Origin of the sequence: Bradyrhizobium sp. ERR14 (assembly GCF_014198235.1) — a bacterium.
In the GTDB taxonomy this organism is placed as follows: Bacteria; Pseudomonadota; Alphaproteobacteria; order Rhizobiales; family Xanthobacteraceae; genus Bradyrhizobium.
Map to the genome: position 1 here is coordinate 411,133 of NZ_JACIHD010000005.1, position 14,464 is coordinate 425,596.

Sequence of the window (14,464 nt, forward strand, 5' to 3'; positions counted from 1 at the left end):
GATCTAGATCAGGCGTTTGGCAATCGTGTGGCTTGGCAGCCCGCTTCAATACAGCGCAGGACCGTACAGAAATGGCAGGCGTACTGACACGCCGCTACGGCAGCCCGCGCGCCTCGAGCTGATGCACCAGCAGCAGGGTCGGCTCGGCGAGGCTGTCGCCGGAGCCGTCCAATCCGAAGGCGGAGGCGATGCCGTCGCGGCTGCGCAGCAGCGCGCTGCGTGGACAATGGCCGGCGCCGCAGAGCGTCTTCTTCAGGGTCTCGCCCTGCGTCACGAGGCCAGGGGAATCGTCCGCGGCCCAGGCCAGCACGATCGGCACATCGACATTGAGGATGCCGGGGAATACCGAGCGCGCGTTGTACTGGCTGGCGTCGCCGCCGAGATAGGCCTTCTCGCTGTCGCTGGCGTCCTTGCCGGCGCGATAGATGCCGGACACCAGCACGACGGCAGCGACATCGGCACGGTCGGCCTGGAGCTCGGGATGCGCCAGCAGGGTTGCGACATGGAACGCGCCGGCGCCGTAGCCGACCGCGACGATCTCGCGGGCGTCGCCGTTGAACAGGTCGATATTGCCGTGAACCCAGGACAGCGCCGCCGCCACGTCGGTCGCTCCCATCGGCCAGGTCGCTGCGGGGGCCAGGCGATAATTGACGCGCACCCCGATCATGTCATTGCGGGCGGCAAAGCACATGGCCTGGTCCTGGATCTGGCGCGACAGCTCGGGGGCGGCGCGGTCACCGGTGAAACTGTCGCCGGTCACGAACAGCAGCACCGGCCGCGGCGTATCCGCCTTGGTCGTGCTGGCGGCGACGTCGAGCACATTGGCCTCGTTTTCGCCGTAGCGCAGGCCCCGCGAGAAGGTGACCTGCTCGCACAGCCGCGCAGTGCCGCCGGCGGTGGTGTCGGAATCGGTCAGGCCTGTCTGGATGAGGTCGGAGGGCGGCGTCAGCCGCGCCGGCAACGGGCCGTGCGCGGATGCTGTCGTGATGGTCAGAAACAGGAAAAAAGCGAGATAATTCTTCATTTGGTGCCGGCCTTTGCGCCCCCCATATTGGTTCGCCGGTTTGGCCTGTCTTTTCAATTCGCCTTATTCGTCCGCCTTGAGGCGATTTCACGGCACCTTTGGTTTGGCGACAGCAAAGCGATCACCCCGAAAGCCCCACTGCCGTCGCGTGCGAGATTTTCGGCTGGCGCCCGGCCGCCAGCGGCCTCCGGGCGCACTGGCGACGACGTGGCCCATGTGACCATGGCTTCCGAGGTCTCAGGCGGCGCTCTTGCGCTTGGCTGCCTTCTTCGTCGTCTTCTTTGTCGTCTTCCTGGCCGATTTCTTCTTTGCCGTCTTCCGGGCGGCGAGATAGGCCTCGACCTTCCTGGAGGAATGGCCGGCCGCGGCGACGGCAGCTTTCAGCTTGGCCGGGGTGATCTTGAATCTCTTCGACCAGTAACGGACCTCATAGGCTTCGCTCAGCGCGATCCGGCTCTTGTCGGAGGCGCGGTGCTTCTGGAGCTTGATATACGCCTCGACCTTCTTGGCGGAACGGCCGACCTTCTTGACGGCGTATTTCAGCTTGGCCGGGGTCACCTTGAACTTCTTCGACCAGTAGGCGACTTCATATTTTTCCGTGAGCGCAATCAGCGCCCGATCGGCCCCGCCGCGCTTTGCCTTGTTGTCGGCCATGCTTCCCTCCTGCCGCGGAATGCGTGCCGCCAATCTAGCATGCAACCGGATTCGGAAGGCAAGACGCAAGCCGTGCGGTGATTGCGCAAGCCGGCGGTTTTGCACCGATGTGTCAAACCCTTGTGCGGCGTGGCCACGCCTCGGGCAGAACGGGCGTTCTACTTTGCATGGGGTTGTTTTCGCATTTTTTGTTTGGCCGGCCGCGTTAGGCCCGCTTCATCGTCCGGAACGTGATGGAGTAACGCCGCGCCTCGACCGGCGGGATACTGTGCTCCCATTGCGAGCGCGCCTCGCCCTCCATCATGTACAGTGAGCGCGGCTGGGCCTCGAGCGTGTGGCGCTGCCATTTGTCGCCGCTGCGGCGGCGGAAGCGGAATTTGCAGGCAGAGCCGAGCGACAGGCCGAGGATCTTGTCGAAGTGAGGCTTGTCGCGGTGCCAGCCGATGCCGACGCCGGCCTCATACTCGGTGCAGAGCACCTGCCGGACGCTGGCCTCCGGCAGCCCGGCCCAGGCCTCGGCCTGACGCGCGATGGGCAACAGCCAGTCCGGGATCGGCTCCGCCTCGGCGAGCCGCTGCAGCGTGTAGTCATAGCGATAGCCGAACGACGCCACCCGGCGGTTGCCCTCGAACGCCCCGAACTGAAAACGCTCGAGCGGCAATGTTGCGATGCGGCCGATCAAGCCTTGCTCGACGGCGGCTTCGATAAAACTGTCCGCGTAGCGAAGACCGGTAGGGCCTTCGTCAGGGACGGCGAACAAGCCAAGCTGCGTCATGCCTCGCATTTCCGTGATGGAACCTAATGGCGGCTGATGCGACTTACATATGACGCGGGAAGAAACGTGCGAGGCTGTCATGGCACACAAGCATACCGCCGATCCGGCAGAGATCATGCGGGCGACCGGTCATCCTGAGCTGGAATATGCCGCCGGCTGGACCATCGCTGGTCTCGTCACCATCGGCACCATCGTCGCGGCGTGGGTGTTCGCGATCTAGGGCATGATCCGGAAAAGTGTGAAGCGGTTTTCCGAACAGATCATGCCCAAATAAAAGCTGAGGGGCGATGACCTCATCGCGCCTCAGGCGACAGGGAATTGTAGCTCGAAGGCCGCGCCCTCGTCGGTCGGCTTCAGCCTGATCGAGCCGCCATGGCTCGCCATCACCGCGCGCGCGATCGCAAGCCCCATCCCGGTGCCGCCCTGGTCGCGGCGGGTGGTGAAGAACGCATCAAAAATCCTGTCGCGGTTCGGTGCCGAGATCGGCTCGCCGTCATTGCTCACTGTCAGACGCAGGGTCGTGCGCTCGTCCACAGCCTCCAGCCTGATCGTCCCGGCCTTGTGCCGCATCGCGTTGTCGGCGAGATGCGACAGCACGATCAGCGCCTTTTCGCCGGACATGCCGATCGCCCGGTCGAGGCTGCCGCTGGCCTCGATGGAGCTTGCCGGAAATCTGTTCCTGAGATCGGCGATCACGGGGGCAAGCTCCGTGCGCTCGTTCTGCGGCAGGCTCTCGGCGCGCGCCAGATCGCGCAGCCGCTGCGCCATCGCCTCCAACCGCTGGGTGTCGGACAGGATGTTGGCGATGAACGTCTTCCGCTCGGCCGGCGTCAGTCCGTCAGACCTGCCTTGACACGAATCCTGCAGCAGCTCGGCCGCGCCCTTGATCGAGGTCAGCGGCGATTTCAGCTCGTGGGTGAGATGGGCCGAGAATGTCGCGATATAGTCGGAACGCCGCGCCAGCTGCTCGGCCATGCCGAGGAAGCTGTGCGAGAGCTGGGCGAACTCGCGCGTGCCGTAATGCCGGAGCGGCTGGAAGGCCTCGCGGTCGCCGCGGCCGATCCGTGCGGCACGGTCGATCAGCTCGCGCATCGGCAGGGTGATGGTGCGCGAGAACACGAGGCCGATCGCGATCGTGCCGAGGATGACGGCGAGCCCGGCCAGCACGAACTTGGCGCGCTCCTGATAGAGATGGTCGAAGATGTTGCTCGGCGTCCGCGTGGTGTAGATCACGCCCGCGACGCGGTTGTTGACGATGACGGGCATCGCCGAGAACACGTGCACGCCGAGGCCGCGGCTGAAGGAATAGATCGGCGGCGGCGGCTTGTCCGGCACACGGTTGCGCAAGGTGGCGCGGTATTGCCCGTGCAGCGCGTCCGCGACCTCCTCGATATGGGCGAGCGATTGGCCGACCTCCTGGCGCCCGGCGATGACGACGCCCTGCGGATCGAGGATGCGGAAGCCCGCCAGTGTCACCTTCTGGGTCTCGCGGATGATCGGCGTCAGCCTTGCGCCGATCTCGACATAGGCCGCCTGCGCCGGATGAGGCGCGGCTTGCGCATCCGGCCGCCGCCGCAGCAGATCGTTCGCGGTCAGGTCAAGTGCTGGACGGATCGGGGTGACCTGGTCGCCGGGGTCGGGCAGCACGTTCGGCGGCACCTCGGCGCCGAGCGTCAGGCCGCTGTCGAGCCTGGCCGTGACCTCCTGTGCATAGATCGTCGCCAGCACGCGGCTTTGCGCGATCAGCTCGGCCTGGGTCTGGCGGATCAGCTGGTTGTCATAGAGGCGGAAGAAGAACAGGCCGACCAGCGGCAGCACGCCTACGGTGGTCAGCACCGTGAAGATCACGAGGGCCAGCGACGGCCGCCATTTGTCGGGCGCCGCGCTCATGCCGCTTTCTCGCAGCGGCCGAGCTTGAAGCCGACGCCGTGGATGGTCTCGATCACGTTGTCGCAGGCCAGCGCGGCGAGCTTGGCGCGGATGTTGCGGATGTGGCTGTCGATGGTGCGGTCGGAGACCTGGATGTTGAGCTGATAGGCCGCCCGCATCAGCTGCTCGCGGTTGAAGACCGAGGTCGGCCGGGTCAGGAACGCGCGCAGGATGCCGAATTCGATCGCGGTCAGCTTCAGCGGCGTGCCGGCAAAGGTCGCGACATGCTGCTCGGGATCGATCAGCAGGCTGCCTTGCGACAGCGCGGCCGGACCCGCCTTGATCTCGCCATTGCGCGGACTGAGCCGGCGCAGGATCACGTTGACCCGCGCCACCAGCTCGCGCGGGCTGAACGGCTTCGTCACGTAGTCGTCGCCGCCGATCTCGAGACCGAGGATGCGGTCGATCTCCTCGTCGCGCGCCGACAGGAACAGGATCGGCACGTCGGACGTCTTGCGGATCTCGCGGCAGACATCGAGGCCGTCGAACTCGGGCATGCCGATGTCGAGCACGATCAGGTCGGGCCTGTCGGCGGCAAAGCGGCTGAGCGCCTCCTTGCCGTCGCGCGCCTCGATCACGTCCATGCCGGCCTTCTTCAGCGCAACGCGGATGACCTCGCGGATATGGCCTTCGTCGTCGACGATGAGAATGCGATGCGCCAAGAAACTCTCCGCTCACCCTGCCGGCCGGCTGCCGGACTGATCTTTCACCTGCGCGCCCAGCCTGCGCTGCAGTCGCCAGCTCCGAAAGCCCCAGCTCCGCCAGGCCAGATCCTGACGCTGCTGTTCTACAAGGCGGTCGCGTCGCGACACAAGACAGCTCTCGCTGGCGCCGGGCCGAAGTGCGATGGCCCTGTCGATGGCGGGGAGTGCCTGCGGTCCGAGCGTCAGGAGATAGTCGATGTCGATCTGCACGCCGTTGCCCGATGCTTCCCGGCTGTGGCTGACATTGTAGTCGGCAATGAAGGCATCGAAGTTCACGAGTGAGCAGCCATAGAGCACGATCGCGAGCGCGATCAGATTGACGCCCACGAGCCATTGGTTCGACCGGTTGAGGGCGATGCGGGTCACGATCAGGACCAGTCCGAGCGCGACCAGCCCCATCCAGATGAAGGCCGCGATCCGCCAGTAGGTCAGCATGTAGATGTCGACGTAGAGGTTGAGGCGAAGGATGGAGGAGGCGACGAGAAGAACGTTCTGCCCGACCCAGAGATAAACCAGCGGGCGGATCACTGGCGATTTCTCAGCCGGCCCGCCCGGGCGCATCGTCACTAGCACGAAGGCCGCGGCGAGCAGGGCGGTCACGATCAGCGGATAGGCGCCGCGATGCGCATAGCCCGCATAGGTCAGATTGTCCGGCAGCGCCATATGGCCCCAGAGATAGATGCCGTCGAGAGTGGACTGCGCGGCGAACAGCAGGTTGAACAGGATCAACGAGCGCAGGATGGTGGAGGGGCCAAGAAACTCCGCCGAGACCAGCGGCGGGAGCGGCGGCGGCACAGGTCCGTCCGCGACGGCGGTGGCGACTATGGATTTGCGCCGCCAGCGCACATGGATGAACGGCCAGACCAGCGCCAGCATCAAGGCCCAGAACAGGACGCGCGGGATGCTGATATATTGGAGGATGAGTTTCGGATTGAGCAGGGACACCCATTGCTCGATCACCGGATTGGCCGCGGCGAACAGCGCGATGAAGACCGTGCTGAGTGCTGCAGGGAGCAGCCAGCGCGCGATGCCGCGGGTCAGCGCCGACGCGTTGAACACCTGGGGCGCATCGAGGAAGAACCTGAAGGGGCCGAGCAGGACGAAGTTGCGTAGCGCGCGGACGCGATCGGCGAGCCCGGTCGTCTCCGGATTGGTCGCCAGCAGCAGGGCGATAAGCAGAGCCGCGCCGAGGATCAGCAACGAGATCGCGTTGAGCTCCTCGACGGCCGGTGCGAGGCCGGCGATGAGAGTGGCTGTGGCGATCAGGGCGCGCCGCAGGTTCAGGGCCGCGTGATTGAAGAGCACCGACACGCAAGCCGTGGCGACGGCAAAGAGGGCCAGCGATAGGCCGATCCGGTGGCCATAGAACAGCCAGTCCGCCAGTGCGGCCAGCACCAGCGCGAGGCCGAGCTTGGCCGGAATGGAGGAATGCCTGAGCGGCTGGAGGTCCGCTGCTATCGTCGAAGCCAGGCTCGTCATGTCCAGAAGACCTTTCGTGATGGGTGGCATCACGAAGTTTGAAGGGTGCTTGTGCAGAAGCCGGGATCATCGTCTGCACGGTTTCAGGAGTCTTTTGCAGTTTTCGTGCAGGCGCGCTTTTGCCTCTCGCCCAGCGCAAATCGCTTTGATAGGTGCGAAGCATCGCCACTCCCAGCGCGTGATGCATCATGCAATTCCTCCGCCGTATCGGTCTCATCCTGCTCTGGCTTGCCGCGCCTGTGGTCGCATTCGTGGCCGCGAACAAGAACGATCCCTATCTGGTCCCGTTGCGCGGCGCCGGAAACATCGCGCTTGTCGTCGCAAGCATCGCGATCGTCATTCTCCTGCTGCGCCGCGGGCGCTGGCGTAGTATCGCGGGCAAGCTCCTGGTCACGCTCTGGTGCCTGCCGCCGCTCCTGATGTCCGCGGCACATCTGAAGTTCGAGCTGCGCAAGCACGACGTTCTCGGGGCAAGCGCCGCCGAGGCGCGACAGCTCGGGCCTCACTTCATGGTCGGCTATTCCTCGTTTCCCGAGGTCGCGCGACTGGCCGAGCAGGGATTGATCGGCGGCGTCTACGTGACCCGGCACAACATCCGGGGCCGGACGATTGCGGCGCTACGTGCCGAAATCTCGGCGCTTCAGGATAAGCGGCGCGCGGCGGGCCTGCCGCCGCTGGTCGTCGCTGCCGACCAGGAAGGCGGCATCGTCGGGCATCTTGCCCCGCCGCTCACCAAGGTGCCGGCGCTGGCGACGCTCACTGGGCTAGCTCCCGACGACCAGCAAGCCAAAGCCGAAGAATTCGGCCGCATTCACGGACATGAGCTCAGCGCGCTTGGGGTCAACCTCAATCTCGCGCCGGTGCTCGACCTCAAGCCGCCGGCGAGGCGCAATCGTCTCGATTTTCACACGCTGATCGGCCAGCGCGCAATTGCAACCGATCCTGCTGTCGTCAGCACGATCGCAAGCGCCTATGTCCGCGGGCTGGAAGAATCCGGCGTCGGTGCCACGCTCAAGCATTTTCCGGGCATCGGCCGCGTGCGTAACGACACGCATCATTTCAGTGCCAATCTCGATACGTCGGTCGGGGAATTGGAAGCCACCGACTGGCTTCCGTTCCGCGAGGTGCTGTCGCATTCGCGCAGCGCGCTGATGGTCGGGCATGTCACGCTGACCGCGGTCGATCCCGACCGCGCCGCCTCGCATTCCAAGCGCGTCGTCGATGGCATTCTCCGTGACAAATGGGGCTACCAGGGCATGGTGATGACCGACGACCTCGTGATGGGTGCGATCTACCAGAACGATGTCTGCAAGGCCGTGGTCGAGGCGAGCAATGCCGGCGTCGACCTGCTGCTGGTCGCCTATGACGGCGCGCAGTTCTACCGAGTCTTCGCCTGCGCTCTGGACGGCTTACGGCAGGGCAGGCTCGACGCGGCGATGCTGCGCGCCAGCGCGACGCGGCTGGAAAGAGGGGTTCCGGTCGAGCAGGCACGCGTAGGCTCGGGCGCGATCAGCCTCGTCCGCCAGGACTAGCCTTTCACATACTGACGGTAGTCCGGCTCGCGGTGAAACCAGAACTCGTAGCCGGTGACGGCCCTCTGCATGGCGACGTCGTGGATTGGCTGGTTGAGCGGAACGATCGGCACGTCGCGGATGCAGAGCGCGATGAAGTCCTTCACGCACCGGTCGTACTCGGCTGCGTCCGCGGTGAAGCGGGCCTTGTCGATCAGCGCGTCCATCTCCTTGTTCTGGTAGGAGGAGATGTTGAAGATCGAGTTGTTGCCGTGGAAATTCCAGTAGAAGTAATATTCGGGATAATCGAGCCAGCCGCTGAAACGGTTGAGCGCAAGCGGCAGCTCCTTCTTGTTTAGCGTCGTTCGCCAGTTCGCGCCGGGGATCTTCTCGATTGCCGCCTTGATGCCGATCTTGGCGAGGTTCTCCTGGATCAGGATCGCGGTCGGCTCGCCGACGGTCGCGGTGCCTGTGTCGAGCGACAAGGTCGTCTCCAGGCCGGAGGCGAAGCCGGCTTCCTTCATCAACGCCTTGGCCTTGTCGAGATCGGTGACATAGGGAAACGGCTGCGGCCAGACCGGCTTTGAAACGTCGGCGGCGCCGCCGTACATCGGAACGGCACGGCCGAAGAACGCGCTGTTCTGGATCTGCTCATACGGCATCGCCCAGGCGATGGCCTGGCGCAGCTTGGCGTTGTCGAACGGCGGCTTTGCGGTGTTCAGAGCAACGTACCAGAGCGCATTGGGGATCGGCACGCCCGACACCCTGACCTTGCCTTCCCTGATCAGCTGGTCGAAATCGCGCGGCGCAAAGCCGCTCGACAAGTCCGCATCGCCTCGCTCCAGCATGGCGCGGCGCGTGCCGCCGGAGGGAACGTCGCGTGCGATCACGCGCCTGATCTTCGGCAACGGTCCGCTCTTCCAGTCGTCGAAGCGCGCCAGCACGGTCTCGCTACCGGGCTTCCAGCTCTCGATCCTGTAGGCGCCGCCGCCGGCCTCGTTGTTCTTCAGCCACGCGAGCGCCCACGGGTCTTCAACCGTCGCATTTTTCTTCGCCAACTCGGAATTGATGATGAACGGCACCACGACGGCGACGTTGAACAGCAGCATCTTGTCCTTGCGGACATAGTCGATGCGGAAAGTGTGATCGTCGACGACTACGAACTGCTCGGGCTTTTCCAGCGATCCCGCCGACATTTGGGAGGTCGGAAAGCCGCCGACCTTCACCGCGCGGTCGAACGACCACTTCACGTCCTTGGCCGTAACCGGCGTCCCGTCGTGGAATTTTGCATCTTTTCGCAGGCGGAAGGTGCAGGACATGCCGTCGGCCGCGACCTCCCAGCTCTCGGCGAGTTCGGGCGCGAGCTTTTCGCGATCATACGACAGCGTTCCGTCCGGCAGCGTCTTGGAGGCGTAGGAGAGCAGGCGGTCGTAGCAATTCCACGATAGCCCGTTCACAGTCTGGTTGGAGCCGACGCCCTGCATGTCCAGCGAGTTCGGACCCAGCTCCTGCACCACCAGCAGCGTCTCGCTCCGGCCCTGCGCCCAGGCGAAGGAAGGCGCGACGGCACTTATGCCGGCGGCACCCACGCCGCCGAACACCACGCTGCGGCGGCTGATATGGAAGGGTGAACTGCTCATGGGGGCCTCCTGTCCGGCAATTGTCCGGTATCGAGAGGCAAGGTGTGTGCCACCGGCACGAATGATCGTACCGTATCCATGGCCGGCCGCCTCACGCGACGGCGCGAGGCGGTTTCATTCAGTGCGCCGGTGCGTTGCGCCAGGCGCTTCCTATTCGGCCTGCTCCAGTGCGGCAGGCATCTTCGCAACCGACATCAGCGATCGCGCGACCTGATTGAGCAGGAGATCGGCGTTTTCCTCTTCGGCGAGGGATTTGGAGAGCAGGGCGACCACTGCGCTATGCCGGAGCTGCTGTGCCAGGTTGCGTGCGGTGGTATAGCCGGACATCTCGTAATGTTCGACGCGTTGAGCCGCAGAAATCAGTGCGAGGTCGGCGGCTGCGTCCTCTTTTTCTTCGCCTTCCTTCATGACCTCCTGGCCTTCCTCGATGAGGCCCATCATGCCCTTGCAAGGCTTGGCGCGAGCGTTCTCGCCGAGCAGCTCGAAGCATTCGTTGATGCGCTCGATCTGATTCTCGGTCTCGGCCAGATGCTGCTCGAACAATTCCCGCAGCTGGTCGAAGCGGGCGGCCTGCGCCATCTTGGGAAGCGCCTTGGTCAACTGCTTCTCGGCATGGAGAATGTCGCGCAGTTCATGGAGCAGCAGATCGGTCAGGCCGGCTTCGTCGACGGGCGGTGAGCTCTCCGTGACGATCGGCGTGCCGGCGCCGGGATCGGCGGACTGCAGCGCGGGCGATTCCGTGAATACCCAGTCCTCACCCTCGTTCCAGGGACCGCGGGTGTCGATTTCGCCGTGCTCACCGCTGCCGGTGGAATCGTTGAAGTACTGGTTCACCAGGCCGGGCGTCGGCGCGATCCTGCCGACGCTGAAGGCCGGCTTCGACAGGCTTTCGAGCGCTCGCGCGAACGCCTTCATATGAGTGATCTCCCGCGTCATCAGGAACTGGAGTGCGTCCTTGCTGCCGGCGTCGTCGCAGAAATTGATCAGCCGTTCATAGACGATCTTCGCGCGCGCTTCGGCGGCGATGTTGCTGCGGAGGTCGACGTCGAGCTCGCCGGTGATCTTGAGATAGTCGGCGGTCCAGGGATTGCCTTGCGAATTGAACAGGTTGACGCCGCCGCCGCAGGCGATCGCAATCAGCGGATCGGCTTCCGCCGCTTGGCGGTCGTTCTTCGAAGGCGCAAGATGCATCCGTGCGAGACAACCGACGACTTCGAGATGGCTGAGCTCTTCGGTGCCGATATCCATCAAGAGATCCTTGCGGTCGGGGTCCTCGCAATTCAAACCTTGAATCGAATATTGCATCGCGGCCGCGAGTTCCCCGTTGGCGCCGCCGAATTGCTCGAGCAGCATATTGCCGAAGCGGGGATCGGGTTCGTCGACACGCACGGTGAACATCAGTTTTTTGACGTGGTGATACATGGGAGGGCTCGCGCTCTGAGGGAAACTATGCGCGTCAACCGACCCTCGGAATGTTCGTTCCTACTCTCGTCGAGATTCAGATCCGGTGCTGCGCGAAGGTGTGAAGCGGAGCGCATATGCACGTTCGTTGGTGCAGGCGAGATCTCTACGATCCCGCTGCTGCGCGGTTCTACGGCGCCCGCGCGATCAGTCCGTCAATCATCGCGCGCACGAGGCCTGCGATTTCCTTGCGCAGCGCTGGTAGCGGCACGGCGACCAGCTTCTGCTCCAACCCCAGCGCCACCATGCCATGCACCGCCGAGAACAGGCTGCGCGCGGTGATGCCGAGCTCCTCCTGGCCACGCTTTGGAAACAGCGCGGCCAGCGGCTGGTAGATGTGGCGGAACAGCTGCATCTGATCCGCGACGGACCAGTCGGGGACGGCCTTGTCGGCCTCCATGCGGTGCTCGAACAGCGCGCGCCAGAGCTGGAGATTTTCCGCCGCGAAATCGCAATAGGCGATGGCGATGCGGACCAGCGTCTCCTGCGGCGAGGGGACGCCCGCGCCTTCGGCCTCGCTCAGCGCCTCGTCGAGCCGGAGCAATGTGCGCGACCCCACACGCAGGATCAGCTCGTCCATGTCGGCCACGAGATTATAGACCGCACCATTGGCGCAGCCGATCTCGCGGGCGAGATCGCGGGTTTTCAGCCCTGACAAGCCACGGCCCGTGATCATCCGTTCCGCCGCCAGGATGAGCGCGGATCGAAGTTTCTCTCGACGTTCCAAGGCTTTAGACATATGTCGGCAAAATTCTTGAGCGCTGCTCAAATTTCTCTTGAACAATGTTCAAGGCTGTTGCTACAAAGGTTCTGTGAGCAACGCTCATAACAGGGAGCAACAGATGTTCAAGACCGTCGTGACACTTTTCCGCGGCAGCGTGGCCGCCGCCGGCGAAGAGCTGGAAGACCGAACTGCCCTTCTGATCCTCGACCAGCAGATGCGGGATGCGGCAGCCGCCGTCGAGCGCAGCAAGCGGACGCTGGCGCTGGCCATCGCGCAGGATCAGCAGGAAGGCCGCAAGCTCGAGGCGACGATCGCCCGCATTGCCGATCTCGAGACGCGCGCGGTTGCGGCGCTCGACGGCGGCCGCGAGGATCTCGCCAGGGACGCTGCCGAAGCCATCGCAGGCTTGGAGGCCGACCGCGATGCGGCGATGACGGCCCGCGCCTTGTTCGCGACCGAGATCGCCCGGTTGAAGCGGCACGTCGCAACCGCGCAGGCCCGCATCACCGAGCTCGATCGCGGCCGCCGCGTCGCCCGCGCCTCGGAGGCGGTGCGCTCGCTTCGCCGTAGCGGCATCGAGGCGGCTCGCCCTTACGAATCCACGCTGCCGGAGGCGGAGAGCACCCTGCGGCGCCTGCGCGAGCGGCAGATGGAAACCCAGGCGGCCGATGATGCGCTGGTCGAGCTCGATGCGGCGAGCGGTCCGCTCGCCACCGCCGAGAGACTCGCCGAGCAGGGTTTTGGCCCCCGGCTGAAGACGACTGCGGACGACGTGCTGGTCCGGTTGAAGTCCAAGCGCGCGCCGACCGCGTGATCCCCAACCCCATCATCATTCGAACCAACAGGAGACGATCATGAACCAGAACGGCCAACCCCATAGCAGCGCCTGGGTGACCTTCACTTACGCGTCCTTCGCGGCTTCCGCGTTCCTCATTGCCATCGGCATCTTCTTCCTGCCGATCGACCTCTGGATGAAGGGCTATCTCACCATGGGCATCGTGATGCTGATCCAGACCTGCATCACCCTGACCAAGACCGTGCGCGACAATCACGAGAGCAGCCGGCTGGTGAACCGCATCGAGGATGCCAAGGCCGAGCGGCTGCTGATGGAGGTTTCCAAGGCGGCTTGAAAAATGTGTCTTGCGCCAATCGGACGACGAGCAAGAGAGCCACGGAGCGTCGCGCCGCGGCTCTCGCGTCCGCGACCACCCGGAATGACGTTTTGATCGGGCCTTCCGATCCGCATCCCGCATTGTACTTCGAACGCAGGTGCGTTATGGCTCTCGCGCTTTCCAGAGGCGGAGACGAGCTTTGTCGAAACAATCGCTGCGTGAGGAGGCCGAGCGCCTGATCCGCGAATCGATGGAAAAGAAGTCCATCGTCGTCAAGCAGGGCTCGACCCGCATCGAGGCCGTCTGCGGCAAGTGCGGCGCGCCGAACCGGGTCCAGGCGGAAAAAGGCCAGACCCGGGTCAAGTTCGCTTGCAAGAATTGCGGGCATCAGCAAGAGACGCTGTAGGGCGGTTGCGACTTACCGCGCCGCGAACACTCCAACCCTCATCCTGAGGAGCCCGCTGAAAGCGGGCGTCTCGAAGGATCGAGGCGGGGCTGTCGCAGCCGGGCCTGCATGGTTCGAGACGCGCGCAAGGGCGCGCTCCTCACCATGAGGGTCTGACAGTTATTTCCCTTCCACGAACCTGGTGAACGCATCCGCGTAATCCGGGTGCCAGCGCGACAGCGGCGGGCGGTTCTCGACGATGTCACCGGCGGCCCATTGCATGCGCTTCTCGTCGAGCGCTCGCGGCACGTCGTTGTCCGGGCACAGGATGTAGAAATCGCCCGCCTCCAGCCGCGCCAGCATGAAATCGACCGTTTGCTCCGGCGTCCAGGCGCCGGCCGGCTTTTCGGTGCGCCCCTTCGCGGTGAGGCCGGTGAAGACGAAGCCGGGAATAAGCAAATGTGCCGTGACGCGACAGTCTCTCATGTTGCGCAGCTCGTGCTGAAGCGCTTCGGTAAATGCCTTCACGCCGGCCTTGGAGACATTGTAGGCGGGATCGCCCGGCGGCGTGGTGATGCCCTGCTTCGAGCCGGTGTTGATGATGAGGCCGGTCTTGCCGCGTGCGATCATGTTGGGCGCGAAGATGCGCGAGCCGTTGATGATGCCCCACATATTGACGGCGATGATGCGCTGCCAATTGTCGGGTTCGCCGAACAGCGTGCTGCCCGGCTGGATGCCGGCATTGTTCATGAGCAGGTCCGTTCCGCCGAACTGCGCGGCCACGGCGTGTTCCAGTTCCGTCACGCTCTCCGCGCTGCTGACATCGACGGCGAAGGTCATCACGTTTGTGGCAACCGTGACGGATGACAGTTTTGTCGCAGCGTCCGCCAGCCGCTTCTGGTCCACGTCCGCGATACACACCTTCATGCCGGCGCGCGCGAACGCTGCGGCGGCGGCAAATCCGATTCCGGATGCGCCACCTGTGATCACGGCGACATTGTCTTTGACGATGGCGGGATGTGGCATGGATCATCTCCGGGGAGGACTCTTCGTCGAGTTATAACAT

15 protein-coding genes are annotated in these 14,464 nt (G+C 64.5%); 5 read left to right on the forward strand and 10 right to left on the reverse strand.

Annotation, left to right across the window (positions count from 1 at the left end):
- Window positions 1-94: 94 nt before the first annotated feature.
- From GGD62_RS18000 to GGD62_RS18010, 3 genes are all read right to left on the reverse strand, one after another.
- Window positions 95-1,024, reverse strand: a complete 930-nt coding sequence (locus GGD62_RS18000; RefSeq protein WP_183709248.1) for an alpha/beta hydrolase — start codon at window positions 1,022-1,024, stop codon at window positions 95-97.
- Window positions 1,025-1,261: 237 nt separating this feature from the next.
- Window positions 1,262-1,678 carry a DUF3606 domain-containing protein gene (locus tag GGD62_RS18005; RefSeq protein WP_104464870.1) on the reverse strand — a complete coding sequence of 139 codons (417 nt, stop codon included), beginning with the start codon at window positions 1,676-1,678 and terminating at the stop codon, window positions 1,262-1,264.
- 205 nt (window positions 1,679-1,883) lie between these two features.
- Window positions 1,884-2,453 (reverse strand): alpha-ketoglutarate-dependent dioxygenase AlkB, encoded by a 570-nt coding sequence (locus tag GGD62_RS18010; protein WP_183709250.1) that lies wholly within the window; start codon window positions 2,451-2,453, stop codon window positions 1,884-1,886.
- Window positions 2,454-2,532: 79 nt separating this feature from the next.
- On the opposite strand from GGD62_RS18010, the gene GGD62_RS18015 reads away from it, so the two are divergent.
- Complete coding sequence (locus tag GGD62_RS18015) at window positions 2,533-2,673, forward strand: hypothetical protein (protein ID WP_018321489.1); 141 nt, start codon at window positions 2,533-2,535, stop codon at window positions 2,671-2,673.
- Window positions 2,674-2,756: 83 nt separating this feature from the next.
- On the opposite strand, the gene GGD62_RS18020 is transcribed toward GGD62_RS18015, so the two are convergent.
- From GGD62_RS18020 to GGD62_RS18030, 3 genes are read right to left on the reverse strand one after another with little or no spacing between them, the layout of a single operon-like run.
- Window positions 2,757-4,343: an ATP-binding protein gene (locus GGD62_RS18020; protein WP_183709252.1), complete on the reverse strand. Its 1,587-nt coding sequence runs from the start codon at window positions 4,341-4,343 to the stop codon at window positions 2,757-2,759.
- Window positions 4,340-5,044 carry a response regulator transcription factor gene (locus tag GGD62_RS18025; RefSeq protein ID WP_183709254.1) on the reverse strand — a complete coding sequence of 235 codons (705 nt, stop codon included), beginning with the start codon at window positions 5,042-5,044 and terminating at the stop codon, window positions 4,340-4,342. Before GGD62_RS18025 ends, GGD62_RS18020 begins: the two co-directional genes overlap by 4 nt.
- A 12-nt stretch (window positions 5,045-5,056) precedes the next feature.
- On the reverse strand, window positions 5,057-6,565 hold the full coding sequence (locus GGD62_RS18030) for a DUF4173 domain-containing protein (RefSeq protein WP_183709256.1): 1,509 nt from the start codon (window positions 6,563-6,565) through the stop codon (window positions 5,057-5,059).
- Window positions 6,566-6,753: 188 nt separating this feature from the next.
- Here GGD62_RS18030 and GGD62_RS18035 point away from each other — a divergent pair, with 188 nt between their 5' ends.
- Window positions 6,754-8,097 (forward strand): glycoside hydrolase family 3 protein, encoded by a 1,344-nt coding sequence (locus GGD62_RS18035; protein ID WP_183709258.1) that lies wholly within the window; start codon window positions 6,754-6,756, stop codon window positions 8,095-8,097.
- Here GGD62_RS18035 and GGD62_RS18040 read toward each other — a convergent pair.
- From GGD62_RS18040 to GGD62_RS18050, 3 genes are all read right to left on the reverse strand, one after another.
- Window positions 8,094-9,716 carry an ABC transporter substrate-binding protein gene (locus tag GGD62_RS18040; protein ID WP_183709260.1) on the reverse strand — a complete coding sequence of 541 codons (1,623 nt, stop codon included), beginning with the start codon at window positions 9,714-9,716 and terminating at the stop codon, window positions 8,094-8,096. The two genes, GGD62_RS18035 and GGD62_RS18040, sit on opposite strands and share 4 nt — an antisense overlap.
- A 150-nt stretch (window positions 9,717-9,866) precedes the next feature.
- Window positions 9,867-11,138 (reverse strand): DUF892 family protein, encoded by a 1,272-nt coding sequence (locus tag GGD62_RS18045; protein ID WP_183709262.1) that lies wholly within the window; start codon window positions 11,136-11,138, stop codon window positions 9,867-9,869.
- Between the two features lie 169 nt (window positions 11,139-11,307).
- Complete coding sequence (locus GGD62_RS18050; RefSeq protein ID WP_183709264.1) at window positions 11,308-11,916, reverse strand: TetR/AcrR family transcriptional regulator; 609 nt, start codon at window positions 11,914-11,916, stop codon at window positions 11,308-11,310.
- A gap of 103 nt (window positions 11,917-12,019) precedes the next feature.
- Between GGD62_RS18050 and GGD62_RS18055 the strand changes: the two genes are divergently transcribed.
- From GGD62_RS18055 to GGD62_RS18065, 3 genes are all read left to right on the forward strand, one after another.
- The gene (locus tag GGD62_RS18055) at window positions 12,020-12,715 is read left to right on the forward strand and encodes a PspA/IM30 family protein (protein WP_183709266.1); all 696 of its coding nucleotides are present in this window, start codon (window positions 12,020-12,022) and stop codon (window positions 12,713-12,715) included.
- 40 nt (window positions 12,716-12,755) lie between these two features.
- On the forward strand, window positions 12,756-13,031 hold the full coding sequence (locus GGD62_RS18060) for a YiaA/YiaB family inner membrane protein (RefSeq protein ID WP_018321499.1): 276 nt from the start codon (window positions 12,756-12,758) through the stop codon (window positions 13,029-13,031).
- A 181-nt stretch (window positions 13,032-13,212) separates the two neighbouring features.
- Window positions 13,213-13,419 carry a hypothetical protein gene (locus GGD62_RS18065; RefSeq protein ID WP_179731745.1) on the forward strand — a complete coding sequence of 69 codons (207 nt, stop codon included), beginning with the start codon at window positions 13,213-13,215 and terminating at the stop codon, window positions 13,417-13,419.
- Window positions 13,420-13,578: 159 nt separating this feature from the next.
- On the opposite strand, the gene GGD62_RS18070 is transcribed toward GGD62_RS18065, so the two are convergent.
- The gene (locus tag GGD62_RS18070) at window positions 13,579-14,424 is read right to left on the reverse strand and encodes an SDR family NAD(P)-dependent oxidoreductase (protein ID WP_183709269.1); all 846 of its coding nucleotides are present in this window, start codon (window positions 14,422-14,424) and stop codon (window positions 13,579-13,581) included.
- Between the last annotated feature and the right edge of the window lie 40 nt (window positions 14,425-14,464).